General features: G+C 46.4%; 16 protein-coding genes and 1 CRISPR repeat array. Of the genes, 1 reads left to right on the top strand and 15 read right to left on the bottom strand.

The features are described 5' to 3' along the window. Positions 1 to 30: 30 nt before the first annotated feature. Entirely contained in the window at positions 31 to 267 is a 237-nt protein-coding gene (locus tag QF041_RS23325) for a helix-turn-helix domain-containing protein (RefSeq protein ID WP_105406827.1), read from the top strand. A gap of 233 nt (positions 268 to 500) precedes the next feature. Continuing rightward, positions 501 to 870: a CRISPR direct-repeat array (repeat unit 33 nt; unit sequence ATTTCAATCCACGCACTCCAAACGGAGTGCGAC). Between the two features lie 179 nt (positions 871 to 1,049). Here QF041_RS23325 and QF041_RS23320 read toward each other — a convergent pair. The 15 genes from QF041_RS23320 to QF041_RS23250 form a co-directional block, all read right to left on the bottom strand. Further along, positions 1,050 to 1,898: a hypothetical protein gene (locus tag QF041_RS23320; protein WP_307415872.1), complete on the bottom strand. Its 849-nt coding sequence runs from the start codon at positions 1,896 to 1,898 to the stop codon at positions 1,050 to 1,052. Between the two features lies 1 nt (position 1,899). Beyond that, a complete protein-coding gene (locus tag QF041_RS23315) occupies positions 1,900 to 2,868 on the bottom strand; it encodes a hypothetical protein (RefSeq protein ID WP_307415871.1) in 969 nt (322 codons plus the stop codon). Next, the gene (locus QF041_RS23310) at positions 2,861 to 3,634 is read right to left on the bottom strand and encodes an RAMP superfamily CRISPR-associated protein (RefSeq protein ID WP_307415870.1); all 774 of its coding nucleotides are present in this window, start codon (positions 3,632 to 3,634) and stop codon (positions 2,861 to 2,863) included. The genes QF041_RS23315 and QF041_RS23310 overlap by 8 nt, the downstream gene beginning before the upstream one ends. Continuing rightward, a complete protein-coding gene (locus QF041_RS23305; protein WP_307415869.1) occupies positions 3,610 to 5,787 on the bottom strand; it encodes a Cas10/Cmr2 second palm domain-containing protein in 2,178 nt (725 codons plus the stop codon). The genes QF041_RS23310 and QF041_RS23305 overlap by 25 nt, the downstream gene beginning before the upstream one ends. Before the next feature lie 6 nt (positions 5,788 to 5,793). Next, a complete protein-coding gene (locus tag QF041_RS23300) occupies positions 5,794 to 6,669 on the bottom strand; it encodes a DUF6602 domain-containing protein (RefSeq protein WP_307415868.1) in 876 nt (291 codons plus the stop codon). Between the two features lie 705 nt (positions 6,670 to 7,374). After that, on the bottom strand, positions 7,375 to 8,256 hold the full coding sequence (gene cas6, locus QF041_RS23295) for a CRISPR system precrRNA processing endoribonuclease RAMP protein Cas6 (RefSeq protein ID WP_307415867.1): 882 nt from the start codon (positions 8,254 to 8,256) through the stop codon (positions 7,375 to 7,377). Between the two features lie 785 nt (positions 8,257 to 9,041). Continuing rightward, positions 9,042 to 10,109, bottom strand: a complete 1,068-nt coding sequence (gene fni / locus QF041_RS23290) for a type 2 isopentenyl-diphosphate Delta-isomerase (protein ID WP_307415866.1) — start codon at positions 10,107 to 10,109, stop codon at positions 9,042 to 9,044. Between the two features lie 333 nt (positions 10,110 to 10,442). After that, the gene (locus QF041_RS23285; protein WP_307415865.1) at positions 10,443 to 11,924 is read right to left on the bottom strand and encodes a phytoene desaturase family protein; all 1,482 of its coding nucleotides are present in this window, start codon (positions 11,922 to 11,924) and stop codon (positions 10,443 to 10,445) included. Next, a complete protein-coding gene (locus QF041_RS23280) occupies positions 11,921 to 13,069 on the bottom strand; it encodes a glycosyltransferase family 2 protein (RefSeq protein WP_307415864.1) in 1,149 nt (382 codons plus the stop codon). Before QF041_RS23280 ends, QF041_RS23285 begins: the two co-directional genes overlap by 4 nt. 1 nt (position 13,070) lies before the next feature. Next, the gene (locus QF041_RS23275) at positions 13,071 to 13,832 is read right to left on the bottom strand and encodes a lysophospholipid acyltransferase family protein (protein WP_307415863.1); all 762 of its coding nucleotides are present in this window, start codon (positions 13,830 to 13,832) and stop codon (positions 13,071 to 13,073) included. Next, positions 13,801 to 14,568, bottom strand: coding sequence for a carotenoid biosynthesis protein (locus QF041_RS23270; RefSeq protein WP_307415862.1), 768 nt, complete (start codon positions 14,566 to 14,568; stop codon positions 13,801 to 13,803). Before QF041_RS23270 ends, QF041_RS23275 begins: the two co-directional genes overlap by 32 nt. Further along, positions 14,568 to 15,440, bottom strand: coding sequence for a phytoene/squalene synthase family protein (locus tag QF041_RS23265; protein WP_307415861.1), 873 nt, complete (start codon positions 15,438 to 15,440; stop codon positions 14,568 to 14,570). Before QF041_RS23265 ends, QF041_RS23270 begins: the two co-directional genes overlap by 1 nt. Next, positions 15,437 to 16,900, bottom strand: coding sequence for a phytoene desaturase family protein (locus tag QF041_RS23260; RefSeq protein ID WP_307415860.1), 1,464 nt, complete (start codon positions 16,898 to 16,900; stop codon positions 15,437 to 15,439). The genes QF041_RS23265 and QF041_RS23260 overlap by 4 nt, the downstream gene beginning before the upstream one ends. Beyond that, positions 16,897 to 18,447, bottom strand: coding sequence for a phytoene desaturase family protein (locus QF041_RS23255; RefSeq protein ID WP_307415859.1), 1,551 nt, complete (start codon positions 18,445 to 18,447; stop codon positions 16,897 to 16,899). Before QF041_RS23255 ends, QF041_RS23260 begins: the two co-directional genes overlap by 4 nt. A gap of 265 nt (positions 18,448 to 18,712) precedes the next feature. Continuing rightward, positions 18,713 to 19,657 (bottom strand): MerR family transcriptional regulator, encoded by a 945-nt coding sequence (locus QF041_RS23250; RefSeq protein ID WP_307415858.1) that lies wholly within the window; start codon positions 19,655 to 19,657, stop codon positions 18,713 to 18,715. Between the last annotated feature and the right edge of the window lie 22 nt (positions 19,658 to 19,679).

The raw sequence follows: 19,679 nt of genomic DNA, 5'->3' as shown, positions 1-19,679 counted from the left end.
TTATCATTAAAGTGAAAGGTGGAATTGGCTATGTCTATAAAAATAAGATTGGGCGACACTTTAGATGCAGCCAGCGTCACTAAAAATGCACTGGCTAGAGAAGCAAAAGTTAGACCGAACCTTATCTATGATCTGTGCGAAGGAAAAACGAAAAGGCTTGATTTAGATACGTTGAATAATATCGTGAACACTCTACGGGCAATGACAGGAAATGATTACACTCTTACAGATGTTTTGGAGTACATACCGGATGATGACAAGGTGTAAATAAACAAACTGGGCCAAGTATTATCAACGGGGAGCGCGACGCTTTCTCACTTTCAAAGAAAAATACAAACAAACCGTCCATTTTTTACTTTGGACGGTTTGTTTGGCTTACTTCTGACTTCTGGTTATGTTAAAACAAGCACGAAATAGATAAGGCGCTTTAAGGATTTGATAAATTGCACTCCATACGGAGTGCGACAACACAGCAACAATCAACAAACGATCTGATAACTATTTCAATCCACGCACTCCATACGGAGTGCGACTCGAGAAGCAAGCTGCCGATAATGTAGATAGCATATTTCAATCCACGCACTCCATACGGAGTGCGACCGATGAGTAAGCAGGAAGAAATCAAACAAGCGTTATTTCAATCCACGCACTCCATACGAAGTGCGACAACAATGCATACACCAATTCAACAACAATCAACAGATTTCAATCCACGCACTCCAAACGGAGTGCGACTTCTACTTCTACATCTTCTGATCATGGCGAATACATTTCAATCCACGCACTCCAAACGGAGTGCGACGAGAATAACCGGGCTTACCCTCCTGCTTCCATTTTATTTCAATCCACGCACTCCAAACGGAGTGCGACAGCGAAAATACACGCAATAAAGTGCCATTATTTAAACTTCGTAACGTATTTTCAATACTTCTTACAAATAATTTATCCATTATATCCCACAACAACGTATAAACTCAACATAACCGTTGCCAAAAGGTTACGAAAACGATGCTTTCGACAAAATCTGAGGTGCTAATCCCCCGGGGAAATCATGTGAGCTTGAGGTTCGCACTTGGATCAGACCATTCTTGACAATCCACAATTTCAACCATTCCATACGGTAAACCCTTGTTCGTATCCACATACACCGCACTATCAACCTTACCAAATTTAACATTTTTAAATACACCAGATAACGCAAGTCCTTTGTATCCTCCGAGTAGTAGAATACATCTATCACGATCATCATCAATCAAAGATTGTATATTCTTTTTCAACTGAACAACATGTTGCTTTGTATTATCATCCACCAAGATTTCGTCACTAACAACACCCAGCTTATCTATGAATTGTGCAAGTTTACACATCGTTTGTTGCTGGGCTGCCTGCAACATTGTATGTAGATCACCTTCATAAAAAAGCTCCCCAGTATAGTCAGACTCTGCCTCTAGTATCTCCACAGCTACATTGGGAAAGAATTCTTTTAGAACAATAGGTTCTGTCCTTCCTTCTGACATATTTTGTAGCTTATTAAGTTGATTTAAGCGTACATCCTTACTCTCAACTGGAATATCATCAACCATTAACTTCGATGAACGCTTTACCGTATCGTTGACACCTTTTGGGAGTAACGCACCTTTGAGTGAAGAACCGGGTATATAGTATTCTGCCTTAATTGGATTATATGGGGAATAGGCTCCATATTGATAGAATGGATAGATGATATTCACCTTGTTGGCTCTATCACTTTCGTCACTCGCACTCTCTGAGGATAAGTGCTTTATCACATCTTCCCTTTTGAACTCTTTAGCAGCTAAATATAATCCTTCATGATCCCTTGGTGACATGGCAAGCTTAGATAAGGTTTTCAAACGATATTGATATCGTTGTAGTGACATTTCAATCTCCCTCCTGATCAGACAACGGATATAACAGGGAGTTTCCAAACACAATATCACGAGAATAAAACGGGGATTCAATCGAATGTCCAGTCGATTCAATCCCATCAGGTGCGTAAACGATGCTACCCGGTTCAATAAAACTAATAAACCTACTAGCGTCGCCCGAGTCCCAACCTCCCGGCGGATTGTACGGTCTGCGTTCTGAAGTGAATAACTTGAGACTAGACTTTTCAAAATCAATATTTTTCGGCAACAGCATTCCCAAATTCAAGTAAATCCCTGACTCGTTCGATGCTGCGCTCGTTTCAAATTGAAGTTCTCTGATCGTGAATGTATTCAAACCTTGAGAACCACGAGGCCCAAGGATAAATTGCTTACTTTCATCTTTTTCTTTTTCCAGCATGCCAAGCAACATATCTCTTTCAGGACAACTTTCCATCGCAAGATAAAACGAAAATGTATGAATCGGATGTTCCTGTCCTCCCTTTGAAGTAACCTCTTTTACAATCACTTCGGGAACCGAATAGAGGTTAGGGTCCAGTCCTGGCAGATTAAGACGTTTACTATCAATTGACGCGTGGATCTGCTGTGTAAACTCGGTATACACATAGGGATAAATTTCACACGCCTGTTCAGGCTCCTTCATCATCTCAGTAAGCTGTGCTCTCTTCACATATGGGCGCTTCTTCAATTCCTTATAGATTGGCTTACTCCCCTTGCCACTGGCAGTCAACTGATCCATTAATTCCGTGTATGGGACAGGAAAATACCCATACGGAAACATACTGGATACTGCCAAGGACAATGTTCCATCTTTTACTTTACTGACCAATTGTGTTGCTTGGCCAGAAGAGTAGATGTCTGAGAATCGGTGTACCAACGCTCCGAACATTTTCTGCGAATCCGGAAGTTGGGTTAACCTCCCCATCAAATCCATATCGATTCGGTAATATGTCCATTCAGCCATGTGAAGAATCCTCCTCATCGAATTGGATCTCCACACGTCCATACCCTCGACTACCCGAATTTCCTAAGCGATAATGTCCTGAATTGAATCGGATCATAGCTTCTTTAACAAAGCTAAGAATTTCGGAATCCAAGCTTTGCTCGTCTAATTTCAATTTATCCATATTGTAGAACAACACGTCTCCCTTGAATGTAATTCCCGGACGTACCACTCTGTATGTTCGAGGGTTCGCAGCAACCTGTGGCACTCCTCCCAGGTCACTCAGTTCAATACTGTTTTTGGAATCAATAGAGAACCACTCTTCTTTAACAGGTTTATCACCTAAAGGCATCAGATCGTTAAAAAGCAACTTGGGCGTATCGTTGAATCCTTCAATCCCGAATAAATACTCAGCACTTACCTTACCTATAACCTTGTCATATCGTTCTTTCATCCGTTTAATCCGATTCTGATCAATGCCGTATTTTTCGCATTCTTGTATATTTTTCTCCTGAAGTCCCATCAAGTATTGTGTGTATGCCTGAGTAATTCCCTCTATATATCCATGACTTTCAATCATTTCCCTGACGATATGGCGCAAAGTCCCTTTAAACGAAGAAGCCGGAATATACGGTAGCCCCTCTTGGTTCGTAACCGTAAACAGATCTACACCACCGATTTCAAATGTTGATGGGGAACCGCCGATGAAGAGATTGGAACGTGTTGTTACATGTACAGAAAGCTCCGTTGCAACCTTTTTTATCATCTTTTCGGGGTCTTTTTCCATGTTTTATTACCTCCTGACTTTTTTTTCGGGTATGCCGGGTGAACTTTGAATTGAATGGATTGCTCCCGTAACTGGTAGAAGATTAGCAAAGAGTCGATGTAGTCCGAGTTCCACATCCCTTGGCTTCGAGCCATTCGTAGAAATGTTTGCTTATCAAAAAACAACCCCGGTGGCGCTTTATGCTCCTCTTCACGCTTTTTCTCAAGAACTTTAACTTCCTCTTGCTGCTGCGCGTTCGTTGCCTCAATCATGTCTGCCACCTGTTGAATGTCTTTCATGCCTTTCAAACGATAGAGCAAAGAGTTCGATAAACGTAGAGTCCGATAAACATCAACCTCGTTTTTCCTTCCAGAGTTCTGACCTCGTCCGCTTCCAACGTTAGATAAAGGAGTGTAGGTACCCCTCTCTACAAAAATATTTCTAAACTCTTCACGTTTCTCCATTCTTCTCAGGTTCTCATCGAACAGATAACGTAATGTTTTATTAAATACCGTACCTCTCACCCGTTTATGATCAAAATCCTTCTTATCCAATCCTTTCGAATCATTATTCTGAACAATCTTGAAGCGAGGATCGGAAAATAGTAGCAGTAAGCGAACATACTTCTCTAGTTGCAGTTGCTGATTTGAATTGAAATATAGCCTTCCTTCTTTACTCGGCTTATCCCACTTATTTGTTTTGACAATCAGATGTTTAAGCATCGATTCAATAATAAGCAGCTCAGACTCCCTTAATAGTTCGCTGTTACTATTGAGGTACTGCGGAATCACATGATACAGCACCGCATTGCTGTATTTCACTTCGCTTTTGCGTACTTCAGGATCTGTAATCTTGCTGAGAAGTCCGTAGAAAAAGTGATGCGCCGTGAAGCCTTTCTCCATCGCACTTTGAATCCTTTTGACTTGGCTTATAAAGTGATTCCAATTATGTTTTGGCGCATCAGATTCCATGGATTTGTTCTTCGGACTATCTTTGCTCTTCGTTTGATTGGAATTCCCTGAGTTGTCTGGTGGCAGATCGTAACGATGTAACACATACTCATTCATACTGATCTTCATGCATGACAATGGAACAATGCCCGCCACGGTCTCCATGCTCGGTGCATACTTCGCACAATCAAGTTGCTTCTGAACTCGTTCATAGTAATAGCGGATTGGCTCACGATTGAATGTAAAATCAATCCCAATACTCATCGACAAGGGTTGAAGCCCTGCCTCACTATTAAGATTAATTTGTCCGAGTCCTCTATTAATCTGCTTCAAAATATCTCTGCACAGGTTAACACCATCCACGAGCTTCGAGGTCGGCACGGCAAAGAAAATATCATCGCCCGCAATATACAGTGGGAACAACCTGAATTCGGGATCATTGCGTTTATACTGTTTAACCTTGTTGTGCAAGTGCTTCAGACATATGTATTCGGATAACAGTTCGCTTACCTGCGTATACGTCTCATAATTATTAATTTGGTCAAAGACTGTACCCATCCCATCCAGATCGGCTTTAATAACTGCCACCCGGAAGTGATTTTCGTTGTTATCATCCTGCTCAGAATATAGTTTATTGATGGTCCTCGTGAACCCATTCATATTATTCGCTGGGGATGACGTTAAGCTCCAATTCTCATCCTTGGCAGGTGATTTGTGGAATTCGAATATTAACGCCTGATTCTGCGCAATGATGGAGTTCAAGCAGGCTTTTCCTTTTAATCGTTTTTTGCTTTCTTTGATGGCCTTTAATTGATATTGCTCGTCGTTTTCGTGATCTGGCTGCTTCGAGTTTGGTTTGAGATCGCTCACCTCAAAATACACATACTTCATCAAAAGCTGCCCGCTCAATTTCCTGTAATACGTTCCAAACAAAGACCTGAGCTTACTAACAATCTCATCCTCAGGAAGCGAAGTTATAAACACACACATGCCGGAACATTTGAGCAATGTTTCATCAATATTTCCAGCAAATGAACTCTCATTGCTCTCATTGCTCTCTATTCCAATATCCTGATAGAACTGATCTGAAATGAATTGGGAGGATTCAATAATCGTTTTTAACGTTCTGTTATTACTCTGTTTCTCCTGGATCTGCGCTTGGAGCACATCATATAGAAAAGACTGCACCTTGTCCATTGATACAGCTACCACGTATGAGTTCATTGGAATTCAATCCTTTACTTTTTGGTCAAATAAATTCACATAGGCACGATGCGGAAATAAAATAGGATTATTGATTAGCATTAATAACTGATTCAATTGGAAATTAAAGGTTAACAGCGAAATATTTTGGCCCTTCTGATCGTGTACCTTGTAGTTTTCGAGTGAAAAAGATTGAAGCTGATCTAATGTCTTCTCTTCCAGTTCTTTATCCATTTCATATTCATGAAAATTAAGACTCTTGAACCAGGAAAATAACGTATCATCCGCATTACACTCAATATCAATCCGTACATCTCCCTCATCCGGTCTGGAAGCGAGTAATGTAAAATCAAAATGCTGCTTGATATTATTCCCACAATTCTCTTCCAAAGCACATAATATGCGAAGCGGACGAGTCGATTTTTGTGTTTTGACACCATCTACTCCCACAGCAATAGCTGGCGCAATACGAGCAATAGAGTCTCCCGAGGTTTTTAAAGTTGTAATGCTTTTAGCCCATTTCCCAATGGAACTTGCATCCAGGCTATGACTCTTACATTCGATGACCGCCGCAATTGCTTCAATGGGAACGAATTTAATTTTGCCGTAACGGAAGATATAGGGTGTATAGGTTTCATCCAAAATAGCAAAGTCCACTTCCTTGGACACTCCGCCAAGGGAGTCAATGATGAATACCGAAGGTTCAATGACAAATTTCTTGGGAATAATCATTTCAAATAATTGCGACCAAATCATTTCCCGCTCGGAGCCAACGGTTGTTCCATGCAGATCGTGCTTCATATAGAGCTGATTCACAATAGATCTTTCCACTTGCGTATAATTTCCTGTAACATTTGCAATCATCTTCTCTTTCTTCTCCTCAAAAGATAATTCCTTCGCCATGTAGTAACTCCCCTTCTTGTAAAAGTAACGATGAGTTGCTTGTGCAAAACTATTCATAGAATATCATATTTTCCTTAAAACCCCATAAAAAAGATGCCATCTGGCCTACGCCAAATAGCATCTTTCGTTATTATATGAATTCCCTATACAGCGTGCAACCTCAACACCTTTAATCTACGCACTCTGTGGCGTATTTCAATCCACGTACTCCATACGGAGTGCGACCGGTAAAGATGGATTGTGGCAAGTTGCAGTTGATATTTCAATTCACGCACTCCATACGGAGTGCGACCCATTGTCTGACATTGCTATTAAATCCATAACGAAATTTCAATCCACACACTCCATACGGAGTGCGACTCCATTGCAACGCTGGTGGGGGCAAGGGCGGGTTTATTTCAATCCACACACTCCATACGGAGTGCGACTCTCTAATGCATCGCCTATGGCATATGTCAAAGAATTTCAATCCACACACTCCATACGGAGTGCGACAGCGAAAAAAACGTAACAACGTTACAAAATTGAAGAACCATTACGCAACTTCATCTTTTTCATATCAAATCATCCAACAACAGAGAAAGATCATTGCCAAAAGGTCACAAAAAGTACGTTTTCGACAAAATATGAGGTGCGAATCCTCCGGGGAAATCATGTGAGCTTGGGGTTCGCACCTTACCGCACGAGCAGATGACCCTAGGGAACTTATATATATATTACATCAATCTGTCCACAGCCAAAAGTCGAATTTCTTCCGATATGCAAAATCCGTGCCGCGTTTAGCCAAGGTATAAATGGCGATAACTCGCCTTCGCACGTCAAAGCGCCGAGCATTCCGCTCCAGTCAAGGGACTCTTTTTTACGATTGGAGTATCGATGCATCTGGTTCAAATACAACGCTGAGGAGGTGATGCGGACATCACCTGCACGTTCTACAGCATGATTAGCTACATCTGAATGAATATATCCTCCATAACGTTCAGTCAGCGTTGTTATTCTCCTCGTAATATTCCGAGTAATGGTTGAAAAATCAATATCCTGCACCAATGCACCCCCACGGCGAATCCGAACAGGAGTGACCATATGAATAGAGCACCATGAGGCATGATCATAGGTCGCATGATGAGAAATATTTTCTGCAATAGCGGGTTTCATATTTAAAGCTCTTTTTTGCCACAAAGGTTCGTACGTCTCCCCATGTAATATATCCAACAGCTCAAAAACCTTTCGCTCCGATCCAACTCCATATATATGATAATCGACTAGAGACGTAATTACATCTTTCGTATATTGAGTCGCATCTCCAAGTAATAACAATTTAAAACTCAACAGCTCGCCTTTTAGATACATTGGTTTTGGTCTTGGCGGCTCGATGATATATGGATTGACAATATCCTGTTTCGCTCCACCCCGTCGACGATTCTGAAACAGGTACTCATACGACTCTGGATGTTTGGGTAACGCCCATCCTACGACACCATGAAGTGTTGACCCGAGAAATGCAGGCAGACGTGCGTCTTCCTTGCATTGCAATCGAATGAGTAACGGTAGATATTCTAGCGAGAACACAGATGATGTTCTATTCATGTGTAACTCCAATTCTAAATTTAGTTAAAGCAGATGCGGCATTTCTTACAGCATCTCGGTATTTTTTGATTCATGCACTGTCACAGAATGCGACCACGTTTACTTCATAATTCTGGTGGTATCGGACGATTTCAACCCACACACTCCATACGGAGTGCGACTATTGGCTGTACTGGACTTATAACATTCATAGGAGATTTCAATCCACGCACTCCATACGGAGTGCGACAAGATGCTCGGCAACCTGGTGAAGCCTATATCGACATTTCAATCCACGCACTCCATACGGAGTGCGACTTAGACTTATGTCCTCTTTATACTGACAATTTAATTTCAATCCACGCACTCCATACGGAGTGCGACTGTGGTATCCGTGATCGCTCTCAACACATTGATATTTCAATCCACGCACTCCATACAGAGTGCGTCAAAACCACCACAGTAATTTGAAAGAAGGGTCAACATATTTCAATCCACGCACTCCATACGGAGTGCGACGTTGTTTCCGTCACCATTCACGATCTATATAGATATTTCAATCCACGCACTCCATACGGAGTGCGACAGCGAAACCACACGTAATAACGTCATCAAATCCAAACATTATCACGTATTCTCAATATTTATACCAAATTATAGAAACATTTGTGATAAAAAGCATCCTTCAACGAACACATGTGTTGCCAAAAGGTCACGAAAACGATGTTTTCGACAAAATTCGAGGTGCGAATCCCCCAGGGAAATCATGTGAGCTTGGGGTTCGCACCTGCATTTCCACCCTCACTCTACCGCCGTTCCACAAGACGTGACGTCTGCTTCAAATCATCAATCCCCCCTGCACCAATGCCGAACATGACGGTACGCAACTCGAATTCGACCTGTTCCAACCGCTCATTCAGTGCATCATCCGAAGCGACCGCGGATTCGAGCAGAGATCGGCCGTAGCCAGCGAGATCCGCACCGAGCGCGAGGGCTTTGGCCGCATCCACGCCAGTGTACAGTCCACCGCTGCCAATCAGGGCACCAGTAGGATTCAGCGCTCGTACTTCCTGTATACACTCCGCTGTGGGAATGCCCCAGTCGGCAAAAGCTTCAGCAGCTGCCCGGCGTACCGGGTTATTGTTGCGGTACTTCTCTACCTGCACCCAGCTTGTGCCCCCTGCTCCGGCTACATCAATGAACGCGACACCCGCTTCATATAGGCGTTGAGCCGTCACGCCATCGATGCCAAAACCTACTTCTTTCACACCAACAGGTACGTCTAGCTCACGACACAAGTTTTCAATCCGTTGAAATAATCCACTGAAGTTGGTGTTACCTTCCGGCTGGAAAACTTCCTGCAAGGTGTTCAGGTGAAGCACGAGCATGTCCGCACCCGCAATATCTACAGCACGCTGGAAGTCAGCTGTTGTGAAACCATAGTTCAACTGCACCGCACCCAGGTTGGCAATGACCGGGATGTCCGGTGCCCAGCGCCGCACATCGAAGGTACTCGCAAGTTCCGGCTGTTCCACGGCAGCCCGGATCGAACCTACGCCAAGTGCCCAGCCTCTGGCGTTTGCTACTCGGGCGAGGCGCTCATTAATGGCGCCCGTTGTTTTGCTTCCACCCGTCATCGAACTGATGAGCAAGGGTGTACGTACTTTTTTGCCAATAAACGAAGTCTCCAGATGCACCTCTTCAAAATCCAGTTCCGGCAGTGGGTGATGGCGAAACGCAAACCGCTCCATACCGCTGGTTACCCCTTCTCCTGCCACATTCTCCTCAAGACAGAGGCGCACGTGCTCTAGCTTCCGTTCTCCCGTAGCCACTTCGGGAAGCAGCCGTTCGCCGGCTCGCTCTTGTTCATTCATGATGAGACCTCCTATGTGAGAATCGTGCGGATCGACAGGATAACCTGCCTGTTCCTAGCTTCTATGTATATACGTCTTTTGCAAAAGACAAAAACATTAATCCTATAAGCATTGCAGCTCAGCAGTTTAACTCTATCCAGTATAACGTTCCAAACCATCTATTGAAAGGATGCCCCGACACCAAATGTCTCACTTAAATCCCGGAGCACCACTATTTTATGCCTACTCAAAAGCACGGATCATCTGTCGCACCTTCAAAGCTGGTTAGCACGGACGATGCACACGCACATGGATCAACAGAACACATTTCACTCCATCATCCTGCACAACGAACTATCTCAAGATTTCCGATGCCAATTGCTCACCAACAAGCTTTCCGGACAACGTCACTATGGGGGTTCCGCCTCCAGGATGCGTTGTTCCGCCTACGTACCAGAGTCCTTGTACATCTTTGCTTCGGTTGCCCGGTCGCATGAAGGTCTGCTTCACCGAATTGGACGAGATGCCGTAGATCGACCCTTGATGCGCCAAGGTATCCCGTTCGATATCTCGCGGTGTGTACCGGATCAGCACATCGGATTCATTCAACCCGGTAATTCCCCGCGCCGCCAATTGTTCCAGCACAAACGCTCCGTAACGTTCCGTCTGCTGCTCCCAATTCCATGAATCCGACAAATAGGGGGCATTGACCAGAATGAACAGATTACTGGCTCCCGCCGGAGCCATGCCTTCTTCCGAATAACCGGAGTAACAGATGTAGATCGTGGGATCGGCGGGCATTTTACGGTCACGGAAAATATGGTCGAACTCCGGTTCATACCGTTCCGGGAAAAAGACCGTATGGTGCAGCAGTGCATCATATTGTCTTCTCACACCTGCCAGCGTCACAAATCCTGAAATGGAGGGCTCATACTTCCGTATGCGGGCATCGCTCATTTCTTTCCGATGTTCCGGTGCGAGCAGCAGTCGATTTACGCTAAGCACATCTCCATTCGCAACCACTTGATCTGCTTCGCGGAAGCCTTGATCCGTATCCACGCCAGCCACTTTTCCATTCCGAACAACAATCTGCCGGGCTTCTGTGCCGGTAATGATTTGTACACCTTTTTCCCGTGCCAGCCGGGTCATTCCTTCGATCAGTTGATAGGTTCCGCCTTTGACTCCGTAGATCCCCACTTCTGCTTCCACATGACCCATCATGGCAAAAATGGAAGGCGATTGATACGGCGATGATCCCACATAGGTTGCATACCGTCCGAACATAGCCAGCGTATGTGGATGTTGGAAATACGAACGCAGCAACTTATCCAGCTTCACCATTGGCCGTACGCGGAGCAGGCTGCGCAGCATTTGGAGATTGTATTTGTCAGAAGGAGACAGCAGCAACTTACCCAGAAAATGACGATTGGCTTCCGCATACAGTGCAGCAGACTCATCCATAAATGCATCATAACGAGCCGCATCCTCCGGACTGTACGCTGCGATCTGCTCCTTCATCCACCCGCGATTACCTGACAAATCCACCACTGTTCCATCTGCGAATACATTACGCGTGCGTGGTTCTAACTCATATAACTGTACGTAATCTTCCATTGCTACTCCCGCATGGTCGAAGACTGAACGAAAGGTGGATGGCATCGTGATCGTGCTTGGTCCCCGGTCAAAATGATACCCGTCCCGCTCAATCTGCTGCAGCTTGCCACCTACGTGTTGCTGCCGTTCCAGAATGGTCACCTGCACACCTTGTGAAGCCAGTCGTATCGCACACGACAAACCTCCGAATCCTGCACCGATTATAATGACGTTACCTCTCAACTGTACCGCCTACCTTTCCATACATACCCCTTGCCGGAGCGGCCTGCCTGCCAGGAAGCAAGTCCGATGGCAATGACACAGGCCATGCTGACCGGTTGCAGAAGGGCAAGCCACCAGGGTTGTCCGCCAGCATGATCCGCTACTCTTTTCACAGCCATACCCAGTAATGTTCCTAACAATCCATACAGAATGGACATCGAACTGCCCGTCATGAGTCCAATAATCAAGCCCAGCGGAGGCACAATATACATCAGTGTATACATCAACATCGTGCCAAGCAGCAGTACGTCTTTGCGTCCCATACCTTCGTACATGTTTTTCTTATATCCGTTCCATACTTCAACACCGTTCTGATACATGCGGGTATTTGTTACATCATGCACGTCTGTCAGCATCACCGGATGACCTGCACGCTTGACCGCTTTGGCAAGACTCATGTCATCCACCAGATGTGCCTGAATACCAGCATGACCGCCGGATGCTTCGTAACTGGAGCGATGAATCAGCAAAAAAGCCCCCGTAGCGGCCACAAACATCGGACTGGATGATCTGCGTATCATAAAAATGGGCAGATGACTGATGATGGTGAAGACCATCATGGGCACAACAAGCTTCTCCATCCACGTCTTCGTTACCTGATAAGGAAAACCGGTTATCAGCCCCCCGCTCTGCTCACACCCTGCTGCAAGAGTCTGCCGAATCGCACTTGGCTCCAGACGCACATCCGCATCCACGAACATATACCATTCTCCCTTGGCCTCCTGAACCAGCCTGTGACACGCATGGGATTTCCCCATCCAGCCCTCGGGAAGATCGACACCATGCAGTAGACGCACACGTGCATCGCGATCCGCAATCGCTTGTACCATGGCCGCTGTCTCATCTTCGGAGCGATCATCCAGCACCAGCACTTCCATCCGGAATCCCGATGTATCGCTCGCAAGCACACTTTCCAGACATCCTTCGATATGTAGTCTTTCATTTCTGGCTGGAATCAGCACCGAGACCAGCAGGTCTGGTGGTTGTATTCGGTCTGCTCGGAATGAACCCACTTTGGGCAGACAGGAGACATTCCATAGAGCGAACAGCAACTGTACGCCCAATATGCAGGTAAGCACAATCCAGAAGATTTCAGATGCATTCATCCTAACGGTTCACCCGCTTTCGTGCCGCATCGTATTTTTCACTTGTCGAACGTACATGACGAATCAGCGGAAGCGCATCTGGCAAACTTCCCTGCCCCATCCGTACAAGCGCTGATCTATGATCGTCTAACTGCTGTTCCAACACATGACCGAGTCTGGAGGCAATCTCTTCACTCTTCCACGCCTTCCAGTCTTCCATCACAGGAGGGCCTGCCAGCATCGATATTTCCGGTAGATCATGCTGAACCATCCCATGGCACAAGGTTACCGGTACGGCGATGGCATTCGGGGAGCGACGAAGCAACAATCCAATGCCTGGACGGAACCGAATCGGTCTCGCCTCCTGATGCAGAATTTCTCCTTGAGGGAAAATCCAGACCCTTTTGCCCGAATCCAGCAGTTCAGTAGTGTACTGTAGAGAGGACCGAATACCGGACGCACTCTCCTTATTGATCGAATATGCGCCCAATTTCCGAAAAAAAGCATATTGCTGAAGCTGTTGCTCCTCCATCATCACATAATGATCTCCCCGCGATGTCTGTCTGGCCGCATGATAGAGCAGCAGACCATCCCACCAGGAGCTGTGGTTCATGAAGTAAATCACCGGGCGATTGGGATCAATCGGAGAGTTGTCCCTGAGATCCACCTGCGGGTCCAGTGACCCTGTGAGCGTGAAGGAGCGGAAGCGACGACGCAGCAGATAATAGTGATTGTATAAGGCAAAAATACGATTAAACGGTTTTGATTTTACGGCGCGAATCATAGAGCCAGCTCCCTTCGGCAAGAAGCACCCCAGCAATGGCGATGATAAAGCTGCCCGTAATTCCTTCCTTTAGAGCAAGTAGGCCGAACAGAAGAATAAACAGCTGATACAGCCATTTTGCACACAGTAATGAGCTACGGTCATTAGGCATGGCCGGAAGGAAGAGGGACAGGAATGCACCCATGATAAACCAGCTTATGTAATTGGTCCACGGAACACCGTAGAAACCGCCTGGAGCCTGCCACTCCCAGAATCCTCTCGCATGTGCAACAGGGTCGAGTACCAGATCGAGTACAATTGCCCAGAACCCGGTCTTCACTGCTCGAAGCAATTTGCCAGTCCAAGTTGAACCCCCGCCACTTAACAGCGCCGAGTTACCCACCACTGCGATCCAGGCAAAACCCAGCGTAACCGGCACACTGAACAGATGAATTCCGAAGAAGTCTGAGTAAGCATACTCACCAAAGGGCCAATGGGTATGAACCCCTACCCACTCCACGCCCATACCTCCAAGCCAGATGATCACAGAGGATATCCAGAGTCCGGGTTTCAGCCAGATGACTGACTGGTCGGACAGGCCTGTCCGATTACGCCCTTGATAGATCAGATCCAGCACATACAATGCGTAGAAGATTAGAAATAAACCATTTGAAAAAGATAATACGTCAGGCACACCGATCGTTAGCATCAAGGTTGCTCCAATGACATACCACGCCCAGTAAAGCCACTGGATCATCAGGATACCGCCGTTCGGGAGGCTTGATAGGCCAGCATCGGGTAACGTTTCACAATCGCACCCAGCATCTCCAGTTTCAATTCATCGCTAACATATGCCCGTTTGGTATATACGTCATAATCGTTGCGTTCAACGGCGTGTAGAATGGTGGAGTAAAAAGCTGCTGCCAGCTCGATGGAAAACGCACTTTCCGTTGGGTACGTATCCAAACGATCCATGCCAATACGGAACCAGTTCAATGCTGCAGCTTTTAATTCATGAACAACGGCAATAAAACGTTCATCCACGATTCCGTCTTCAAAGTCCTGCTCGGTGTAACCATGCTTCTCCATGATCTCCAGCGGAACATACCGGCGTACTCTGGCCCGATCTTCACCAACATCCCGAATAATATTAACGATCTGCATCCCTTTACCCAAAGCAATCCCGTTCATGGCTACTTCCGCTCCGTTATCATCCCGAAGTACAGGCAACAACATCTCACCTACGGTTCCGGCTACCAGATAACAATAATGCTCCAGTTCCTGCAACGTTGTATAATGCGTTACTTTAAGATCTGTGAGCTGCCCTTCCATCTGACGGAAAAATGGCCCCTTATCCAGATGAGGAAAACTGCTGAACAACCATCTCAGTGCTGGCCAGATAAAATGTCCTTCCGCGTCGTCCAACTGATCAAACAAATCATGGATTTCGTGTATCGTATAGGGTGAATGTTCCGGCTCATCTACACTGTCATCAATCATGCGGCAGAAGGCATAAATGACATATACCGCTTCCCGACGTGGACTTGGCAGCCCTCTAAAGGCCTGATAAAAAGAGGAAGAACCCTTTTGCATCAACTCTTCACACCTGCTCAAAATCGCTTCATTCATGTTCCCATCTCCTTCATGAGTTGATTGACGGCCATACGTGCACTCTGCATTACAATCGGCACTCCGCCACCTGGATGTACAGATGCTCCTGCGGCATACAATCCCTTTATATTAGGGAATGGTTTGGGTTGCGGCCGGTATACACCGGACTGGAACAATACAGGTGCTATACCAAAGCTTCCGCCCCCATAGAGACCGTCTCGCTCTGCGTCAGCGGGTGTACGTACCTTTTTCCACTTGATCGCTGCACGAAGTCCCGGAAATCCACGTTGCTCCGCTTCTTCCAGTATACGTTCTGCCAATACTTCGCTCTCTTGATCCCAGTCGACACCTTCGGCATCAGGCACCGGAATGAGGAAATATAATACACTCTGTCCTTGAGGTGCTGCAGTTTCATCCAATGCGACCGGATTAAATACGTAGAATGAGGACTTTGCCGGAATGCGTCGCTGATTGAATACTTCCTGTAAGCTACCTTCAAGACTCGGTGGCAGGAAGAACTGGTGCGTCGTTGCATCTTCCCAGGTTTTGTCCACGCCCACATAGAGCAATACACATCCGGAAGAGGGACGATACGGTTTTCTTTTACGCGCTACCTCTGGTGATTGTCCCAGCAAACCTGATAGATGGGGGAAATCACCATTGTAGATAACTGCATCCACATTTTCTGCGCCTGCTGCCGTTTCTATACCTTTACACACACCATTTTCAATCGTGAGTCCGGTCACTTCGGAATTCAGCACAACACGCCCACCACGCGATATCAGTTCCTGTTCCAGAATGGCCGGCAATGCTGCATATCCACCTTTGACCATCCAAATGCCGTATTCATGCTCTGCGTAAGGCAAAAGGGAGTAGATGCCTGGCGTCCCAAACGGTGATCCACCGATGTATAGACTTTGCAGAGAGTACGCATCAAGCAATTCCTCATGGTGAAAATAATCGCCTACCGCTTTCCGGACACTTTTGTGTGCACGCAATCTGCCCATGAGGGACATGAGCGAAGGGGTGAAGAAATCCCTTTTGCGCGGAAAAGCCCTTTCCAGAAACGCTGCCCGGCCTGCCGGAAACAACGTGTCCATATCTTTCATGAATCGTGTGAATCCCCGGCTCTCACCCGGGAATAAACGTTCAATCTCAGCCGTCTGCTCTTCACGTGAGGTCATCTTGGTCATGACACGACCACTGTGGTAATGCACTCTGTATAACGGATCACAGCGAAGTAACTCAATCTTCGAACGATCTACGCCTGCTTCCTCCAGTATGCCAAGTAACATCTCCGGCAGCAGCACGATCGTTGGCCCCTGATCGATCCGGTATTCCCCTTCCTGCTCATATCCAATGCGTCCGCCAACGCGAGACCCCCGTTCATAGACGGTGACATCCCAGCCCTGACGGTTCAATAACAGCGCAGAAGTAAGTCCACCAATCCCTGCCCCTACAATAGCGGCCCGCTTCATGAATGTCCTCCGGCTTCTGCCGTCTTCACGTACGAGGATGGTTTAGAGCTTGTGCGCGCGTCCTCTTCCTGAATCAGTCTGACACTGATCCGTGCTGATTCGAAGATCGTGGGCAACCCGCTGCCCGGATGTGTTCCGCCGCCTACCAGCCATACACTTTTCAACTCTTCAAACTGGTTATGGGGACGCAGATACATCATCTGGCCCAAATTATGTGCCATATTAAACGTTGCTCCGCGATACACATCCAGTTCAGTCTCCCAATCGAGTGGAGTGAACAGCATACATTCTTCAATACGGCTGCGTATGTCTGCCAGCTCAGGAATACCTTCCATGCGTTTCATCATGGCCTCTTGCACATTCTCCCGTTCTGCCTCCCAATCAATGTCTGCGGTAAGGTTAGGCGTAGGCATAAGAACATAAAAAGCAGATTTCCCTTCCGGTGCCAGCGTCGAATCAAGTCTGGAAGGGTTATGAATATATAGAGATGGATCGGCTGATAACATTTTGTGCTTTGTAATCTCATCAACGTTCAACCGGTAGTCCTCGGGAAAATAGATCGAGTGATGGGGAAGGTCCACATCACCATCCACACCCAGATACAGCATTGCTGTAGAGCAGGAATACTTTTTGCGTTTCATTTTCTCCGGGGTATATTTCTTAAGCACGCCTGGTTCGAACAGATGATTCACTGCATGTGCGAAGTCAGCGTTCACCACCACATGGTCCGCATCGATGCGTTCACCGTTCTCAAGCAACACACCTTCTGCACGACCATTGCGAACGATGACCTGTTTCACCGGGGTGGAAGTATGTATTCGTCCTCCGTATTCTTCCACGACATCAGCCATGGCTTGGAAGATCCGATTCACGCCGCCAATGGGGTGGAACAATCCGTAGTGATGCTCAATAAACGATAGTATGGTAAAGGTACCCGGACAATCCCAGGCAGACATGCCAAGATATTTGGATTGGAATGTAAATGCCCAGCGCAGACGCTCGTCTGTAAAATAGCGGGACAAGATTCCATAGACTGTATTGTGGACATCAAGCTTGGGTAGAGCTGTTACCGCATCCTTGCGCAAATAGTCAGTCAGCTTGCCAAAAGGACGACGGAGCAAAGGCATGACTTTGCCAAACTTCACTTCTTCTTCTTGCATGAACCGAAGGTAATTGTCTTCATTACCCGGAAACAATTCCTTAATCTGTGCAGCTGTATCTTCCCGATTACGAGAAGGCGTGAACACCTTATCACCAAAGTTCAGTGCGTACAGTGGGGTTAACTCTTTCATATGCACATAATCGGATAACTTACGTCCCACCACGTCAAACATCTCTTCAATCAGCTGAGGCATCATCAAAAATGTAGCACCCCGGTCGAATCGATATTCACCCAGTTCCAATCTGGCAGAACGCCCCCCGATGACTGGCTGTTTCTCATACACATCTACCTCGTACCCCTGACCGGACAATAACATCGCTGCTGCAAGTCCACCTGGACCTGCACCAATGACAGCTGCACGTTTGCGTTGTTGATTCGGTATCATGCCACTCACCTTTCTATGTAGGGAATTCCTATAGTTCTTTAGCCCCTAACCTATTATTAAACCGCCCAAGAACACTTCAAGCGGTAACTAGCAAAAACATTATACAAATATAATACAAATATTATACGACCTTGTAAACCAAAAAATGACCCGTCGGTCAAAACACTCTACTAATCCATATATAAACACAAAAAACACCCTTTGATCACTTTCGTCAAAGGATGTCCCTTATACTCTAACCTATTCATTGAATGATAAGATATGTTTAGTTATGTGCCTGTCCAAACCTCGCACCAGGTGGTCGATCTGCGAGATACTCACGTTCTATCCATGACTGCCAATCCCCTGAATCCCCTGGCATAATCCATTGCGGGTAACGAGCATGTTCTGCACGCTCATAGCCCTTTCCACCAAGTACGAAGCGAATATGTGGAAACTCGTTTTTAATCCGCTCTATAAGCTGATCACACCGTTCAAGAAGCCCTGGGCTTGTGATCGAAAGGCAGACCAACTTGATCTTTTGCTCCCGGATAATCGGGAAGATACCTTCTTCTGGTGTGTTCGCACCGAGATACAGTACTTCCGCTCCATTTTTGCGCATAAACAAAGAGAACAACAGTAACCCGACCTGATGATGCTCCCCTTCCGGGCACAACGCCAGAACTTTGGGCAGATGCGGATAGATCGGGAACAGATGGAAAAACTGATAAAACCGCTGTGAAATCAGCTGTGTCATGAAGTGTTCCTGAGCCACCGAAGCCCTGCCTTGCTCCCATGCATCTCCAACCCGAACCAGAATGGGCACCAACACATGATAGAACATCGAGTCATACCCATACATGGTGAACCCAAAATCAATCAAACCATTGGCACGTTCACCCTGAAAGTTGTAGAGCGAGTCATAGATCTGATCTGCCATGCGTGCGTAGGCTTCTTCCATCGTAGGCACCGGAGCCATGATCGGCGTGGGCACAGCCTCGGGCGGATTTAATTTGTTTACTTTCAACATCCGTACCGCTTCCGAAATATTGGTCTGATGTAGCTCAACCTGTTCTTTCAACCAGCGCAGATCCGCAACATTCTCTTCGGTATACATTCGATAACCCGATTCCGTCCGCTCAGGGGTGACCGCACTATACCGATTCTCCCAAGCCCGGAGCGTCACCGTCGGGATACCGAGCATGGCAGCGACTTGTTTGATGGAATACACCTTATTACCCACTTTCTTTCCT

The organism is Paenibacillus sp. W2I17, from assembly GCF_030815985.1.
Taxonomy (GTDB): Bacteria; Bacillota; Bacilli; order Paenibacillales; family Paenibacillaceae; genus Paenibacillus.
The sequence above is the reverse complement of the archived record's forward strand: the minus strand, read 5'-3'. Positions and strand labels throughout refer to the sequence as shown.